Here is an 18,663-nt window from a genome sequence, read left to right as displayed (position 1 = left end):
ACCTTCTTATGAGAACTTTATCTTGTACCCCTAGCTAGGTTATATCGTGTTTTTTAGGCTAGCCCATAGTTGGAAAGGATAAAATTAATTCCTTGAATACCCCATAGTAAAGGAGTCTGAAAAGATGGTGAATGAGTATTTTTCGACGGAATCTGCTTCCAATCCGCAAAAATCTACGATTACTAATAAACTGTCAAAAATAATCGAAAGTGTATCCCAACTCAGTCCAGACGAATTAGAGCCGCAAAAACATTTTTTAGAACTGGGTTTAGACTCTATTCTTCTGTCTCAGGTGAGACACAGCATTAAAAGTACGTTTGGCTTGGATATCCCGATGAACGAGTTTTTTGAATCACTGACTACGCTGGAGTTGCTGACAAACTATATTGCTGATAGGGTAGCCTCGACCTCTGAAGAATTGACCCGGAATTCGGAGGAGCTTCAGTTGACTGCGTCGTCCAGTGTCACCTCTTCGGTGCCTTCCGTCTTGCCGGGCTGGAGTCAAAAATCCACTACCCCTATAGAAGATCCCGCATCCCATGAAAGCAAGCTATCAAATGAGGATATATTTGCGGGGAGAGAACGAATTTTAGAAATGCAACTTCAACTTATGTCGCAGCAAATGGAAATACTGTGTCAATCTCGGCTTACACCAGTGGCAATGCTTGAATCGCTTTCACTACAAACTGCTGTCGAGCCTCAGACATCCGCGATGAAGGAGATAGCTGCCACAGTTACTTCTGTTTCCCCCGTACAGGCTTCCGTGTCAACTGTTTTGCCAGACGGAAAAGAATCAAAAGCATTTGTTCCCTATCAAAAAATAAATGTGCAAGCCCATAATTCACTTTCACTTAGGCAGGAAAAGCATCTGCAAAAGCTGATTGAACATTATACGATGCGCACACGAAAGACCAAAGAGTATACTCAGCAATACAGGTCTGTATACGCCAATAACCGGAATGTGGCCGGATTTAGGCCTGCTCTCAAGGAAATGGTGTATCAGATTATATCTCAGCGTGCAGAGGGTTCTAAAATTTGGGACTTGGACGGTAATGAATATATTGATTTGACGATGGGGTTTGGGGTCAATTTGTTTGGTCACAACCCATCCTTTATTCGTGAATCGATAGAAAAGGAAATACATAACGGAATGTGCCTTGGACCGATGTCCAATATGGCCGGGCAGATTGCCGAAAAGATTTGCAAGATGACAGGCATGGAACGAATGGCGCTATATAACTCGGGGACAGAGGCGATTATGGTGGCTCTTCGGTTAGCTCGGGCTGCCACTGGGCGGGATAAAGTGGTGATTTTTTCTGGTTCCTATCACGGTACTTTTGATGGAATATTGGCATTGGGGGGGGACAACGGATGACAGGGAACAACATTCCACTCCCCTGGCACCTGGTGTACTACAGCACATGGTGGACGATGTCGTTGTGCTCAGTTATGGAACGGACGAGTCACTCCAATATATCCGCTCCCATGCCCATGAACTGGCTGCTGTTCTCATAGAGCCCGTGCAGAGTCGTCGCCCTGATTTCCAGCCCGCAGCTTTTCTGAAGGAAGTACGACAGATTACGGAGCAATCCGGGACCGCGTTCATTTTTGATGAGGTAATTACAGGCTTCCGTATTCAGCCGGGGGGCGCGCAGGCGTGGTACGGGATTGAAGCCGACCTTGTAACTTACGGTAAAATCATTGGGGGCGGGCTTCCCATCGGTATCGTGGCAGGGAAAGCATCGTTCATGGATGGAATTGATGGAGGAGTGTGGAGCTTCGGAGATGACTCTTATCCACCGCATGAGCAACAGCGGACGTTTGTAGCGGGAACTTTTTGCCATCACCCCCTGGCTATGGCAGCTTCCCTGGCCGTACTAGAGCAGTTGGAGAAGGACAGGGGGCAATTGCATAACGAGCTGAATAGTCGTACGAAGGCGTTCGCAGTAGAACTGAGTCACTATTTTATGGAGGAACAGATACCTATAAAGGTCGTTTACTTCGGTTCCTTGTTCCGTTTCATCCTTAAAGGTGACTTGGAACTATTCTTCTATCACATGCTGGATAAAGGAATTTATATATGGGAAGGCCGGAACTGTTTTTTGTCAACGGCTCATACTACGGAAGATATAGAGCGGATTGTACAGGCAATTAAAGAGAGTGTTAATGAGCTGCGCAAAGGAGGATTTCTGCCGGATCTGTACCCTCATGAAAACCATCTAAACAAGCCTTTTATTCCTGAAACTGCAACTGCAGACCTTAAGGAATCGACGATTATGCTGACTCCGGATCAGAAGCAGTTATGGTTCGCCTCGGTCTCGGATTCAAAGGAATCGCAGTCGCTTCATGAGACTGTTTTACTGCGTTACCGGGGTCCGCTACATCTTAAGGAATTTAATGAAGCTGTCCATCGCATTGTTAAACGTCACGAAGCCTTACGCACCTTCATGGGAGATGATGGAGAAACGCAGATCATCGCCCCGGCAATGACCCTCAGCATTCCGCTGCATGATATCAGCAGTCTTTCTGTAGAGGAGCAGAAACACGATATTCGTGCTTGGATGGAGAAGGATAGGGAGACCGTATTCCCAATAAGTACGGGCGAACCTTTATTCCGTATCCGGCTTTTAAAAACGTCGAATGAGAAGCACATCGCTGCATTTACATTTCATCATCTGATTGCAGATGGCTGGTCCATCGGAGTGTTTTTCCATGAATTGGAACAATTTTATTCCGCTTGTGTACAGGGGGAACACTGCACGCTTCCCGACCCTGTTCCGTTTCGAGATTTCGCAGCATGGCAGCAAAACCAGTTAGAGGCAGGTGGAGCGACTGCCCTTGCTTTTTGGTCAGATGTACTTGCGAAGCCATTGCCCGCCCTTGACTTGCCGTCTCTCCAACGCAACATCAGCTCTCCTTCTTCGCGCGGAGCACGGCACACCATTGTGGTGGATGCACCTCTGGTGAAGCAACTGAAATCAGTCAGTATTCGGCTTGGCAACAGCATGTTTGTGACTTTATTATCTGTTTTCCAGCTTTTTTTACACAGAGTGACAGGCCAAAATCAAATCATGGTAGGTATTCCAACCGCAGGGCAATCTCATATGGGTGTGTCCCCGCTAATTGGCAACTGCGTTAACTTGCTCCCAGTGATTTGTGAGGTAGACTCTGGAGCAACGTTCACGGAATTCACACAGACGGTCAAGCGAGTAATGCATACGCTGGATGCTTATCAGAAATACAGCTTTGCCGGACTTGCCCAGATAGGATTAAGGCATTTGCCCGTCCTTAACGTGTTGTTCAATATGGATAGGCCCATTCCAGAGTTTCACTATTACGGACTGGAAACAGAATTGTTGGAGCATGAAATATTGTCCACTCAATATGAGTTGTTTCTGAATGTTACGGAGTCTGGTCAGCAGTTGCGGCTTGATTTCGACTATGCTGCGAGTCTTTTTCAACAAGACACTCTGGAAGTATGGGCGCAATACTTTTTACATCTGCTGAGTTCGGTTGTGCAGGAAGACGGAATGCGGATATCTGCGCTGTCTTTGCTTCGAAGTACGGAAAGGGAGCGGCTTTTGGAAGTGTGGGGGACATACGCGGATGCTAAAGGGAATTATCCTTGTGTCCTTGACAAATATAAACATCCGTCTCCTACGGGTACCATCGGACAAGTATATTTGGCCACATCCGCTGGTTTACTGGGAACGACGCTGGAATGGGCTTATATCGAGGTTGGAGGGAGAATTCGACATCTCGGTGCAGCCAACCGAGATGTTCTTATTCGCGGTCATCAAGTGAATCTTGAGCAGATAGAGAAACATCTTTTGCGAGCACTGGATTTGGATGCCTGTGTTTTGACGGCACGGAAAGACGGTGAGAGCAGTAACTCTTCGTATCTAGTGGCTTATATAGTGGACAATAATTCTAATTCGTGGGATATAGCGAAGCTGAAAGAGAGTGTTAGCTCAATACTTCCTGATTATGGGCAACCTCGCTTTTGGGTTCTGATGGATAGTATCCCTCTTTTGGCTGATGGGAAGCCGGATTTTCAATTATTGCCGAAACCAGAAGATATCAGGATAGAGGACTCGCAGAAGCAGGTTTCTGACAGCAATATGACTGAGGACAAACTGATATCCATATGTAAGGAAGTTTTGAATGTATCTGATATCAGATACAATGATAATTTTTTTCAAATGGGTGGAGACTCCTTAAAAGCGACTGTTCTTCTAAGCAGAATTAACAAGGAATTCGAAGTATATATTCCGCTGGTACAAATTTTACATTTGCAAACGATTGCACAACTGGCGGCACATGTAAAAGGAGGACAAAAGCGAAAGTTTGAGCCGCTTGTTCCGGCAGATTTACAGCCCTTTTATCCGGTATCTCCCGCTCAAAAAAGAATGTATGTGCTGGATCAACTGGGTGGAGGTGCAGCGTATCATGTATCGGGTCAACTGCATATAGAGGGAGAGTTACACGTTTCCAGGTTCATTGATGCAGTGAAGGAGGTTTTTTCACGGCATGAATCCTTTCGGACGTATTTTGAGATAGTAGACGGGGAAACCGTGCAGAAGGTACAGGATGTGCTTTTACTGGACATTCCTGTTACTCCAATTTCCGAAGAGGATGCTAATCACGCCCGTGAACTGTTTATTCAGCCATTTGACCTCAGTAAGGCTCCTTTAATTCGTGCTGAGCTGTTCGCAATCCATCGTGACCAATTTATGTTGCTGATCGATATGCACCATATCATTTCAGACGGCTTCTCAATGGCAGTATTAATGGATGAGATCAGCACGCGGTATCAGGGTATGCCACTTGCCCCCATTGACGTTCACTACAAAGACTATGTCGTTTGGCAAAAACAACATTATGCCGGAGACAGCCAAGCAAAGGATGAAGCATTTTGGTTAGACACGTTGGACGGCGAGCTCCCTGTATTAGACCTGCCAACTGACTTTGCTCGTCCGTCAAGTCAGAGCTTCGCAGGGGACAGCCTTACCTTCATTGTGCAATCCAAGCTGACGGATAGACTTAATCAATTGGCAAGAGACACGGGAGCAACGCTCTTTATGGTGCTTTTGGCAGCTTATAATGTGCTGTTAAGCAAATACTCCGGGCAAGAGGACTTCCTCGTAGGTACACCGGCAGCGGGTAGAGGGCATGCGGATACGGAAGCGATGATCGGCATGTTTGTGAATACTTTAGTTCTCCGTAATCGACCGCTGGCATCTCAGCCATTCAGTGCTTTTCTGGAGGACGTAAAACATAACACTCTGCTTGCGTTGGAGCACCAGGAATATCCATTTGACCAACTGGTCGACAAACTGGATCGAGTACGCGATGTAAGCCGCAATCCCATCTTTGATACGATGTTCAGTCTGCAAAATAAGGGAACAGAGGTCATTGAACTCAGCGGACTTCGTTTGCAACCGAATGAGTTTAATGCAGGTGTATCGAAGTTCGATCTTTCATTACATGTAACGGAAACTCAAGACCAGTTAACTTTCACCTGGGAGTATGCGACCAGCCTGTTTAAGCTGGAGACAATTGAGCGATTTGCCCTCCATTATATAAAAGTGTTGGAAATCGTAACTCAAGATGTCGGAATTCGCTTGGCTGACATGGATATGCTGACAGAAGAAGATAAGCACTTATTACTATATGAGTTCAACAACACCTCCGCCTATTTTCCGCGGGATGCAACGATTCACGGAAGGTTTGAGCAGCAGGTTAGCAGGACTCCAAATGACATGGCAATCATATTTGGAGATAAGTGTATGACTTACCAAGAGTTGAATGAGCTGGCGAATCGTTTAGCGCGAACGTTGCGGGCGGAAGGAGTGGGACCGGATCAGCCGGTAGGGATTATCGCTCAGCGTTCACCTGAGATGATGATTGGCATCTATGCAATTCTAAAAGCAGGTGGAGCTTATGTACCCATTGACCCGGGATACCCACAGGAAAGAATTCAATATATGCTTGAAGATTCGAAAACACAACTGGTGCTGACACAACCACAGTTTGCAGAAGAGCTGGAGCAATATGCGGACTGCAAGGTAATGGTGTTGGATTATGCTTCCACGATCATGGCTTTGCAAGCATCCAGGTCGACGGAGCCTACGACCGACTGCATGAGTAGCTGGCATGAAGATGCCTCCAACCTTGAACCTATAGCAGAACCCAACCATGCGGCCTATATCATTTATACATCCGGTTCTACAGGGAAACCGAAAGGGGTTATTGTTGAACACCGCTCAGTCGTGAATCGGCTCTGCTGGATGCACAATAGATACGGCCTAAGCGCAGAAGATACGATTTTGCAAAAAACTGCCTTTACTTTTGACGTATCCGTATGGGAGTTGTTCTGGTGGTCGATGGTAGGCTCTAAAGTAAGCTTATTGCCAATCGGCGGAGAAAAGTCTCCCGAACAGATCTTGAACACGATTAATGAAGACAAGGTAAGCACCCTTCATTTTGTACCCGCGATGCTGCATATTTTTCTGGAATATCTGGAGCAGCAGCCAAGGGAAACAGTGCAAGCAAAATTGAAAACGTTAAAACATATATTTGCCAGCGGTGAAGCATTGCCTCCTCAGCAGGTGGCGCGTTTCTATCGAATTATGTCAGGGATTGGAAGCGCAAAACTAATTAACTTATATGGTCCAACAGAAGCTACTGTAGACGTTTCATTCTTTGAATGCGAGCCTGTGGAAGAGCACTCGGTGATCCCGATCGGTAAACCGATTGACAATATTCATTTGTATGTTGTACAGGAAGGTACGGAGCGATTGCAGCCGATTGGAGTGGCGGGAGAACTTTGTATCAGTGGTATAGGAGTAGCCCGTGGCTATCTTAATCGACCGGAATTGACCAAGGAGAAGTTCGCTACTAATCCGTTTAACAGCGGAGCGGAGGGTTATGAGCGGATGTACCGCACAGGAGATTTGGCGCGTTGGATGCCTGACGGCAACATTGAATATTTGGGGCGGATCGATCAACAGGTTAAAGTAAGAGGATATCGTATTGAACTGGGCGAGATTGAAGCGCAGTTGCTGTCTGTAGACGGAATCCAGTCAGCAGTAGTCATAGCACGGGAGAACAAAGACGGCTACAAGGATTTGTGTGCATACTTTGTGGCTTCTGAGCCATTAAGTCCGCTGAACGTGCAGAATGCGCTCAAGCAGAAGCTACCGTTTTATATGATTCCAGCATATGTGGTGCCTATGCAGCAGCTTCCCCTTACGGCCAATGGAAAAACGGACCGAAAAGCTTTACCTGAGCCGGACCGACATGACTCTTTACAGACGGATTATGTTGCTCCGAGAACAGATGTGGAAAGGGCGCTGGTCGTGGTATGGCAAGACGTTTTGGGAAGTGATCATATAGGCGTTCGAGATCATTTTTTTCTGCTTGGCGGCGATTCTATTAAGGCCCTTCAGGTTGCCTCACGTCTGCGTCAGCATGGTTATTCCCTTGACATTTCTCTCTTGATGGAGCACCCGTTCATTGAGGATCTCAGCAAGCTTGTGACAACTTTATTCCGCTACACAGACCAGAATTCAATACATGGAGAGATTCCAATAACATCGATTCAACGGCAGATGCATGAACTGGGTACATTTTACACCTTACGGACGGCAACATCCATGCTATTTGCAGGCAACCCGCATTTCGATGAGGCTCTATTACGGTCTGTGCTGCAAACATTAACTACTCATCATGAGGGATTACGACTTGGCCTGGCGTCGATCGACGAACCGTCTGCCCTTGTATACCGAGATGAAAATGAAGAATTGTTCACGCTTGATGTGTTTTCACTTGTAGATGATGACCATGAGGCTAGCAAGCAATTACAGAGCGAATGCTTCCGAATTCAAAATAGTTATGGAATGTTTGAGGGACCCCGAGTACGCGCAGGCTTATTCCGGATGTCGGGCTCCGACCAGTTCTTCCTTTCTGTAGATCCGCTAGTGGCTGATCCCACATCTTGGCGTATCCTGCTTGAGGATTTCACAACTGCCTATGAACAAGCTCTTCACGGGGAGCTGATAGTGCTTCCTGACAAAACAGATTCTTACCGCTCCTGGATGCGGTGGCTAGAAGACTATGCAGACAGCAAAAAGCTGGCCAAAGAGAAACTCTACTGGCTGGATAAAGTTAATTTCGATGGCGAATTTATACCGAAGGATCATAAGGCACCTGCACATTCAGAAGCACTTCGTCCAGTAGAGCATTGCATCATACAGCTTTCGGACGAGAAAACAAGCCAGCTGTTAACACGGGCTAACCAAACCTATAATACGGTGACCGCTGAGTTACTGCTTGCTGCATTGGGACTGACTATAGTGGAATGGTCTGGACAGTCTAAGATTGCCATTGGATTTGAGCATTATGATCGGGATCAACAAACTGTGACTTCGGACAAACCGGACCTTTCAAGAACCGTAGGTCAATTCGGTTCCATATATCCGCTTGTTCTGGATATGGAGCCTGGAGAAGACAGTTCTCTTTTGCTCAGAAACGTAAAGGAGACGGTCCGGCAAGTACCCAACCAGGGTTTAGGATATGGATTACTAAAATATGGAGCTGCATCCTCTGGCAGATCAGAATTTAATGCTCAGTATTACCCGGAAATTGGCTTCCGCTTGATTCATTCTGAACCGGTCAGTTCCTCTCACTTTCATACTTCGCCTATGGATGCTGAATTATGGTCCGGCCAGAATTGTAGCGTTTCTGATTTAGCCTATCCCCTCTATCTGGATGGGCGGCTGAAAGACGGTAAGCTTTCCATCTGCATGCTTTATAACCGTCACGCGTTTGAAGCAGATACTATCCGAATGCTTCAGTTGCGTTTTGAACATCATTTGTCGGGCATTATTCAGCATTGTCTGGACCAATCCGGACGGCAACTAACACCATCGGATGTGGGAGCACGTGGTTTGGATCTGGATGAGTTTGAAGACATGAAGCAGTTTTATGAGAATCTATAACGATTCGTACGAGGAGGATATCCATGATCGAAGGACTTGAAATTGAAAAAGTGGTCAACTTGACTCCCTTACAGGAAGGAATGCTCGTTCATGCGCTGATGGAACCAGAATCACAGGCTTATTACGAGCAATTACGTATTTCTATTCGGGGAGATCTGGATTGGAATGCCCTGCAAGAAAGCTTTCAGCTGTTGGTTCAGCGTCATGAAACACTGCGCTCGAACATTTATCATAAATCCGCTTCTCGTTCGCGGCTGATTGTCTTTAAGAAGCGAAACACGGCGATTACTTACGAAAATATGACAGAGCTGACCGGAAAGGAGCAAGCCGATGCTATTCGTAGATTTATGGATGTGGACCGTAACACCCATTACGATTTGAGCAGGGATATGCTCATCCGGATGGCTGTACTTCAAACGGATAAAGATGCTTATACGTTACTTGTAAGTTTTCACCATATTATTATGGACGGCTGGTGTCTTGGCATCATAATGGACGAGTTGTTAACGGCCTATGAGGCTTATCGTACAGGCCGTCCCGTTCAATTGCCTGAACCACGACCTTACACCGGGTATGCCGACTGGCTTGAAGAACAGGATCAGGAGGCGGCCAAGGGCTACTGGAGTTCTGAATTACAAGGTTACGAACAAACGGCTGGACTTCCGATGCTAAAAACTCCAGCTACAACTCCTGAAAAAGGCGGCTATCTGCTGCAGGAATATAGAACGACGCTGACGGAAACAGAGACCAGCACTTTGCGGGCGATTGCTGAATGCAATGGGACCACGCTCAGCAGTCTTTTTCTGGCCGCCTGGGGAATTGTACTTGGTCGTTACAACGGAAGCAAAGACGTAGTTTTTGGCACGGTGGTATCTGGCCGGCCGTCGGAATTGGATGAAGTAGAGCGAATTGTCGGATTGTTCATTAATACCATTCCATTACGAATTAGATTAAATGAAGAAAAGAGTTTTGTTGAATTATTGCGCGATGTCCAGAGAGCCTCTGTCCAAGGAAGGAGGAACGGATACTGTTCACTTGCTGAAATCCAGTCGCAATCTGCACTCAAGCAACGCTTGCTTGATCATATCGTTGTATTCGAGAACTATCCGCTGGAAAACATGATCGGGAGACGGGACTGGCAAGACAAACTCGGATTCATTATTGAGGACGCTCGGTTATTCGAAGAAATACCGTATGACTTTAATATTGAGGTTGAAGATAAGAAGGCAATGAGTTTCATATTGTCCTATAACGGCAAGGTCTATAGCAGTGAAGCGATGAAGCATCTGGCCCATCATTTGAAGCATGTCTTCCTGCAAATTGCCAGTAATGCAGATGTTTGCCTCCGTGACGTTCGGCTGTTAACAACCGAAGAAGAGGCTAATATGACGAAATTATGGAGCGGACCCGTTGTCCAGTTTCCTGCACTTACTTTTCACGGGATATTCGAAGCGCAGACGGAGCGTACACCAGAACAAGCGGCCGTCATATATGAAGATACGATGCTCACTTACAGACAACTTAATGATAGAGCAGACGCTCTTGCCCATCTTTTGCAGAAGCGTGGAATTACACGGGAGAGTCTGGTCGCTGTCATGGTTGACAGGTCTGTTGAAATGATAGTGGCGGTGCTGGGCATTATGAAAGCCGGAGCTGCCTATGTGCCAGTAGATCCCGTGTATCCAGAAGAACGTATTGAATATATGCTGCGTGACTGCGGAACGACGATTGTGCTTACGCAATCTCACCTGAAGGGCTGGCTGAAAACAATGGATTTTATGGGCGAGGTAGTCGATCTCGCTACCTTGCCACTCCAGTCCGAGATGGATTCGAACAAGCAGTATATCTCCACATATGAACCCGGCTCTTTGGCGTATGTCATTTATACATCGGGTACCACAGGTAAGCCCAAAGGCGTTATGGTTGAACATCAACAATATGTCAACACCGCACTCGGTTACAGACACAGCCAAGGATTTAAAGATTTCCCTGTTAAGCTACTACAAATTGCCAGCATGTCTTTTGATGTGTTTGCATGCGATTTGGCCAAGGCATTTGTCAATGGTGGTACCTTAGTCATTTGTCCTGAAAACGTGAGAAATGATCCAGCTGCCCTGGCTACACTGTTGGAGCAGCAGGAGATTACTACGTTTGAGACGCCTCCTGTGCTTTTAGCTCTGCTATTGAATTACGTTTATGAGCATGGTACAAATATCAGTTCCCTAAAGCTGCTTACTACTGGAGCGGATAGCTTGGCTGTTGCAGATTACCGTAAGATGTTGACCCGCTTTGGCAGCAAGATGCGGATTATTAATACGTATGGAGTTACCGAAGCCGCAATCGAATCTAGCTTTTATGAGGACGAGCTGGAAAAATTGCCTCTGTCCGGTATTGTCCCTATCGGCAGAGCTCTACCGAATCATAAGTTATATATTGTTGATGAGAGGATGCGTCCGGTCCCTGTCGGTGTAACGGGCGAGCTGTGTATTGGTGGAGCTTCTGTAGCGCGGGGATATTTGAACAGGCCGGAGCTTTCGGCTGAGAAATTCGTGTCTGATCCGTTCTTGCCCGGTGGACGCTTGTATCGTACGGGGGATCTAGCACGCTGGCAGCCAGATGGGAATATTGATTTTATCGGGAGAGCTGACTACCAATATAAAATTCGCGGATACCGGATTGAGCCTGGAGAAATCGAATCTATTTTGCTCGAAACGGAAGGAGTACGCCAGGCGGTTGTTGTTGATCGACTGGACACAGCGGGACAAAAGTATTTATGTGCCTATGTTGCAGGTGCAGCTGAGAAAGACATGCTGCGGGATAAACTGGCTCGGCAGTTACCAGTCTACATGGTTCCAGCCCAAATCATTGTATTGGAACAGTTGCCATTGACCCATAACGGGAAAATAGACCGATCCAATCTGCCCGAACCGGATGAAATAGCACCGTTGGATACCGTATATGAAGCACCACAGGATGAATTGGAAAAAACAATTGCTTTGATCTGGGAAGAAGTGATTGGTGTTAAACCAATTGGATTACACAACAACTTTTTCGAGCTTGGTGGGGACTCGATTAAAGCATTGCAAATTGCAATCCGCTTAAATGCCAAAGGCCTGAAAATGGAAGTAAAGGACTTATTCCGTTACCCTGAAATTCACCTGATAGCGCCGTTTATAAAAAAAATCACCCGTATCATTCCCCAAGGGATTGTAGAGGGTGAGGTAGAATTGACACCCATTCAACTCGATTTTTTTCAGCATCATCGGAGAGATCGTCACCATTATAATCAGGCGGTCATGCTGCAAAATGATGAAGGATGGAGTGAATTATGGCTGAAAAACGCCATGGACAAGCTGGTAGCCCATCACGATGCATTACGGCTCATTTTTGTGGAAGAGGAAAAGGGAGCCTCCGCCTATAACAGGGGAGTGAACGAAGGTGAGTTCTTTACATTAACGAGCTATGATTTGACACAATCAAGCCAGCCTGAAGAAGAAATCCGACACATTGGTGATGAGCTGCAAAGCAGTTTGGATCTGCAACGAGGTCCTCTCATACGTTTAGCTTTATTCCATTTATCCGGTGAAGATCATCTGATGATCGTTATCCACCATCTTATTGTAGACGGTGTGTCTTGGAGAATTTTGCTGGAAGATTTGGGCACCGCCTATGATCAGGTAGCTCGGGGTGAGATGCCGAATTTGCCTGCCAAGACTGATGCTTACAAAGAGTGGGCTTCAGGACTGACCACTTACGCCGAAAGTGTACAGGTACGCCAAGAAATCAGCTACTGGAACAATGTAGACTCACGCAGGATACGTCGATTGCCAAGGGATCATGAAATCGCGGTTAGCCTGATACAGGATCGACGCCTAGCGGAGGTGGTACTCAGCAGGGATGAGACGGAAAAGCTGTTGAAGCATGTACATCATGCCTATCATACGGAAATGAATGATCTGTTACTTACAGCCTTGGGTCTGGCTTTTTATGATTGGAGCGGTTATAACGAAATCCCGATTTTGCTGGAGGGGCACGGTAGGGAGGAGATCATTAAAGATTTAGACATCTCTCGTACAGTCGGCTGGTTTACCTCCCTGTATCCTTTTGTAATCGAGGTCAACAGACCCGAAAATTTGGCCTATCAGATCAAAATGGTTAAAGATAAGCTGCGGCGGGTGCCTAATAAGGGCATTGCTTATGGTATTTTACGTTATTTGACCAAAGACCAGACTAAATCCGCTTCTCTAGTCGCAGCACCATTCCCGGAAATTAGCTTCAATTATTTGGGGCAATTCGACGAAGAAAACAGCGCAGACATGCTTTGGCGTATTTCCAGATTAGCAGACTTAGCCAATGGTGAGAGAAGCCCGCGTGCGGAAAAGACGAATACATTTGACATTAACGGCATGATAACGAACGGAATCCTTCGGTTTGGATTTGAATATAACGGGCTTGAATATGGTGCAGCAACGGTAGAGCGATTAACGATCGGCTTTAAAAAACATCTATTAAATCTTATCCATCATTGTTGCACTAAGGATCAGGCGGAGCGCAGCCCTACGGATTTTACATATAATCAATTGTCTATGGGGCAATTTGAACACATATCGAGCCGATTATCGGATAAGCTGGGAAATCTGTTGAAATAAAGGATATCCGCAAGTTGAAACTCAATTCTGCATGGATAAAGGAAAGGTGAATGATTTGACACAGGTAAATATTAAAGATATCTATCCACTGTCCCCAATGCAGGAGGGAATGTTGTTTCATTCCATCCTCGACGCAAAATCAGAAGCTTACTTTGAGCAGACCGTTATTACCTTTAATGAAGTGCTGGATGTTCATCTGGTTCAGCAAAGCTTGCAGCAGCTCATGAATCGATATGACATATTCCGTACCATTTTTATGTATAAAGAAACAGAACGTCCGCTTCAAATTGTCCTGGAGGAACGTGATGCGTTGCCTGTTCATTTCGAGAATATCAGTGCTTTTCCCGCAGCTGAGAAAAGGGAGCATTTTACGGCCTTTTTAAAGGCAGAGCGCCAAGCTGGTTTCGATTTGGAAAAAGATGTTCCGATTCGGCTTGCCCTGTTTGAATGGGATGATGAGTCTTCCAGACTTGTCTGGAGTGTTCATCACATTATAATGGATGGTTGGTGCATGGGAACGGTGGCCCAGGAATTTTTTACTATGTATACTTCCCTTCGGTCTGGAGTGCCTGCGCAATTGGATACGGTATATCCGTACAGCAGTTTTATTCAGTGGCTGGAGCAACAGGACAAGGAAGAAGCGACAGCCTATTGGCAGGGGTATTTAAATGGGCTGGAAAATGAAACGATTTTACCGGGCTATAACCGTCCATTGAATCCAATCTTCGAGGCAGACCGTTACACATGCAAGCTGGGAAAAGAACTAACTCAAGGAATGGAGAGAATATCTAAACACTACCACACGACAGTCAGCACTGTATTTCAAACGGTATGGGGATTATTGCTTCAAATGTACAACAACAGCCGGGATGTTGTGTTCGGGTCTGTAGTATCCGGCAGACCAGATGAAGTTCCGGGAATTGAAAATATGGTTGGATTGTTCATTAACACAATACCAACACGCATAACCAGTTATGCGGACCAGAGTTTTTCGAATCTGCTTATATCTGTGCAGAACTCCCACATCGAGTCTGCTCAGTACTCTTATTCTTCCCTAGCAGATATTCAGAATCACACGGATTTGAAACAAAATTTAGTCCGTCATATTGTTGTTTTTGAGAACTATCCTTATTCAGAGGAGCTTATTCATGCGGAAAAAGGGCCTGATACACTTCAGGTTACCGACGTAGAGGATATTGTACAGACCAACTATGATTTTAATGTGATTGTCGTTCCTGGATCACAGTATGAAGTTACATTTAGTTACAATCGTCTGGTTTACGATGAAAATTGGATTAAGCTAATTGCAGCTCATCTTAAACGGGGACTGGAGCAGATTGTTCAACAGCCGGATCTACTGATTTCCGATTTGGAATTTCTGACGACAGAAGAGAAAAGTCAGGTTTTATCCGAATTTAGCGGAGTACAGATCTCATATCCTTCTAGTGATACCATCCATCTTTGTTTTGAAAAACAAGTAGAAAAGACACCGAAGACAACAGCAGTTGTCTGTGAGAACTCCAGTCTGACTTATGCTGGGCTGAATGAACGTGCTAACCGATTGGCTCGTACCCTGCGTAGTTACGGCACAACAACTGATCGGCTGGTTGGGCTCATGACTGATCGTTCTATAGATATGGTGGTCGGCATCCTCGCTATTCTTAAAGCAGGAGGGGCATATGTACCCATCGATCCGTCATATCCAGAGGAACGTATCCGTTATATATTGGATGATTCCGGTGCAGACCTGCTTTTGACGCAAAGCCATCTTGTGGAAAAGGTCAAAGAGGCTGCCTTTGGAGGAAAAGTCCTAGTATTGGATGAAGATCCAACTGTGTATCACATGGAAGGATCAAATCTAGAGGCCGTATCAGGAGCAAACGATCTGGCATATGTCATCTACACGTCCGGAACGACGGGTCAGCCTAAGGGAGTGATGCTTGAGCATCACGGTCTTAGTAATCTTAAAACCTACTTCGAGCAAAAATTGAGTATTGGCTTGTCTGATCGGGTTGTCATGTTTGCCAGCTATTCATTTGATACATCATGCTCGGAAATAATCCAGTCATTACTGTGTGGAGCGACATTGTATATCCCTTCCTCAGAGACTATTTTGAATTTTGAACGTTTCGAGCAATACATGGCAGCATGTCGAATTACAATTGCAACGCTGCCGCCAACTTATGCTGTATACCTGAACCCGGACCGCATGCCCGATTTGCGTGTTCTGCTTACCGCAGGATCGGCCTCTAACGCGGAACTGGTGTCCAAATGGAAGGACCGGGTGGATTATTACAATGCGTATGGTCCTACCGAGAATTCCGTTGCAACATCTCTTTGGCCGGTATCGAGAGAAAATTCTGAGCTAGGTGGAATCATATCCATCGGACGGCCTGTATCTAATCACCGCGTGTATATGGTTGATGCTCTCGGTCATCTTTTACCTGCAGGAATAGCAGGCGAATTGTGTGTATCCGGTCCAGGCTTGGCGCGCGGTTATCTGCACCGTCCAGAATTAACGGCTGAACAATTTATAGCCAATCCCTTTGCAGGCGGGGAAACAGGCTATGAACGCATGTATCGGACAGGCGACCTGGCAAGATGGATGCCGGACGGCAACATTGAGTACCTGGGCAGGATCGACCAGCAGGTCAAAATTCGCGGTTACCGGATTGAACTGGGCGAAGTTGAGGCGGCTATGCTGAAGGCAGATCGCATGCAAGAGGTCATCGTACTGGCACATGCAAACCGCCAAAACCAACACGAGCTGGTTGCCTACTACGTGGCGGAACGCGAAGTGACGGGGAGCGAGCTTCGCAAGCAGCTGAGTGAAGAACTCCCGAATTATATGGTTCCCTCTCACTTTGTTCAGATGGAGCAAATGCCGCTCACACCCAACGGCAAAATCGACCGTAAGGCAATGCCGGCACCGGAACAGATTTCCCGTTCCACGCAGGAATATAGGGCTCCGCGGACAGCAGAGGAGCAGGCTCTGGCTCATGTGTGGGAGGCTGTATTGGGCGGCGGTCCGGTCGGATTGACGGATCAATTTTTTGATCGGGGCGGGGACTCGATCAAGGCGATTCAGGTATCCTCACGCTTGCTGCAGGCAGGATACAAGCTGGATATCAAAGACCTGTTTAAGTACCCTGAGGTTGCCGAGCTAGCTACGCATCTGCGTGTGCCGGATACCCAATTAGCTGATCAGGAAGAGGTTAGCGGAGCCGTGCTGCTGACACCAATTCAGCAGTGGTTTGTGGAACAAGGTCAGCCTGTGCCGGACCACTTTAATCAGGCGGTTATGCTTCACCGGGAGCAGGGATTCGAGGAAGAGTCGCTACGCCAAGCACTGAAGCAGTTGGTGGTACACCATGATGCGTTGCGGATGGTGTTCCGCAAGGCGGAGCAAGGCTGGGAAGCGTGGAACCGCGAAGTGAAGGAAGGTAAGCCGTATGATCTGGAAGTGGCTGATTTCAAAGACGTGCCGATTGGTCCCGCTTTGGGTCAAGCTATAGAAGCCCGGGCCAGCGCTATTCAGAGTAGCATCCGACTGGATGAAGGACCTCTGCTGAAAGTGGGCCTGTTCCACTGCGCTGATGGGGACCATCTGCTACTGGCTATTCATCATATGGTGGTAGACGGCGTATCGTGGCGGATACTGTTGGAGGATTTGTCGAATGCCTATGAGCAGGCTGTACGTGGAGAAGTCATACAGCTCCCGGCCAAAACAGACTCTTTCCGAGTCTGGTCGGAGCGGTTGTCGGCTTATGCCGACAGCCCTTCCATGGAAAATGAACACCACTACTGGGAGCAAGTTAACGAATTGGCAGCATCCGAGTCTTTAAGGCTTGCAGAATTGCCGGAGTCTAAGAACCCATTGATCATAAATAACACGGCTACTTTGACCTTGAAATTCACGAAGGAAGAGACTGACCAACTACTGAAGCAAGCCCACCGCGCGTACAACACAGAAGTGAATGATCTGTTGTTGACGGCACTCGGCAAGACGTTAAGCGCTTGGACTGGCAGTGAAAAGGTTGCGATTCTTCTCGAAGGCCACGGCCGGGAAGAAATCATGAAGGATACGGATATATCACGGACGATTGGCTGGTTTACCAGTCAATACCCGGTACTGTTGCGGATTAACCGGGAAGATGATATCTCCGGGCACATCAAACGGATGAAGGAGATGCTGCGCAGCATTCCACATAAAGGGATTGGGTACGGCATCTGGAGATATCTCAGCCAGAACGTAGCATCTAGAGGGGCATACGCCGAGCCACAGATCAGCTTTAATTATTTGGGCGAGTTTGATCAGACGCTGCGGTATAGTGAAACTCGCATGTCCCCGTACTCCAGTGGAACAGATGTTAATGAACAGACAAAAATGCAGTGCTCTTTGGATGTGGGGGGCATTGTAAAAGATGAGATGCTTGAGCTGGATATCCGTTATAATACAGGAGTTTTACAGGAAGAGAACGTAATAAAACTGGCCAAGGAGCTCAAGCAGAACGTGCTGGACGTGATCCGGCACTGTGTAACGCGTGAGCATCCGGAATTGACGCCGAGTGATGTACTGCTTTCGGGCTTAAGCCTTGAAGAACTGGACCGGATGGTGGAGCACCTTCAGCCTGACGGAGAGCTGGAGAATGTGTACCCCATGACGCCGATGCAAAAAGGCATGCTGTTTCACAACTTGCTGGATTCTGGGTCGAGCGCCTATGTGGAGCAGTCCACCTTTAAACTGAAGGGAACGCTGGATCTCGCTGTATTCGCCGCCAGTCTGGATTTACTGGTGCAGCGTCATTCAGCACTGCGGACCAACTTCCGTAGTGATTTGCAGGACGAGCCCTTGCAATTGGTGTACCGGAATAAACGCGGAGAGCTGTACGTAGAGGATATACGTGAGAAGGAGAAGTCGGCGCAAGAGCAGTATATCGAGGAGTTCACGCGTGGAGATCAGCGGAGGGGCTTTGATCTGGCCAAGGATGCACTGATGCGTGTATCTATCT

At 46.9% G+C, this 18,663-nt stretch carries 3 protein-coding genes and 1 pseudogene; all 4 read left to right on the top strand.

Annotated features, from left to right (window positions below; translation table 11 throughout):
- Positions 1-94 precede the first annotated feature (94 nt).
- Positions 95-7,532: pseudogene (locus tag ACWA2B_RS25260) on the top strand (amino acid adenylation domain-containing protein); the annotation flags it as partial.
- Positions 7,533-7,538: 6 nt separating this feature from the next.
- On the top strand, positions 7,539-9,002 hold the full coding sequence (locus tag ACWA2B_RS25255) for a condensation domain-containing protein (protein ID WP_449292780.1): 1,464 nt from the start codon (positions 7,539-7,541) through the stop codon (positions 9,000-9,002).
- A gap of 23 nt (positions 9,003-9,025) precedes the next feature.
- Positions 9,026-13,651, top strand: coding sequence for an amino acid adenylation domain-containing protein (locus ACWA2B_RS25250; protein WP_449292769.1), 4,626 nt, complete (start codon positions 9,026-9,028; stop codon positions 13,649-13,651).
- Between the two features lie 31 nt (positions 13,652-13,682).
- A partial coding sequence (locus tag ACWA2B_RS25245) for an amino acid adenylation domain-containing protein (protein WP_449292768.1) occupies positions 13,683-18,663 on the top strand: 4,981 nt, incomplete at its 3' end.

It is taken from the genome of Paenibacillus sp. CMM36, assembly GCF_053570945.1.
The sequence above is the reverse complement of the archived record's forward strand: the minus strand, read 5'-3'. Positions and strand labels throughout refer to the sequence as shown.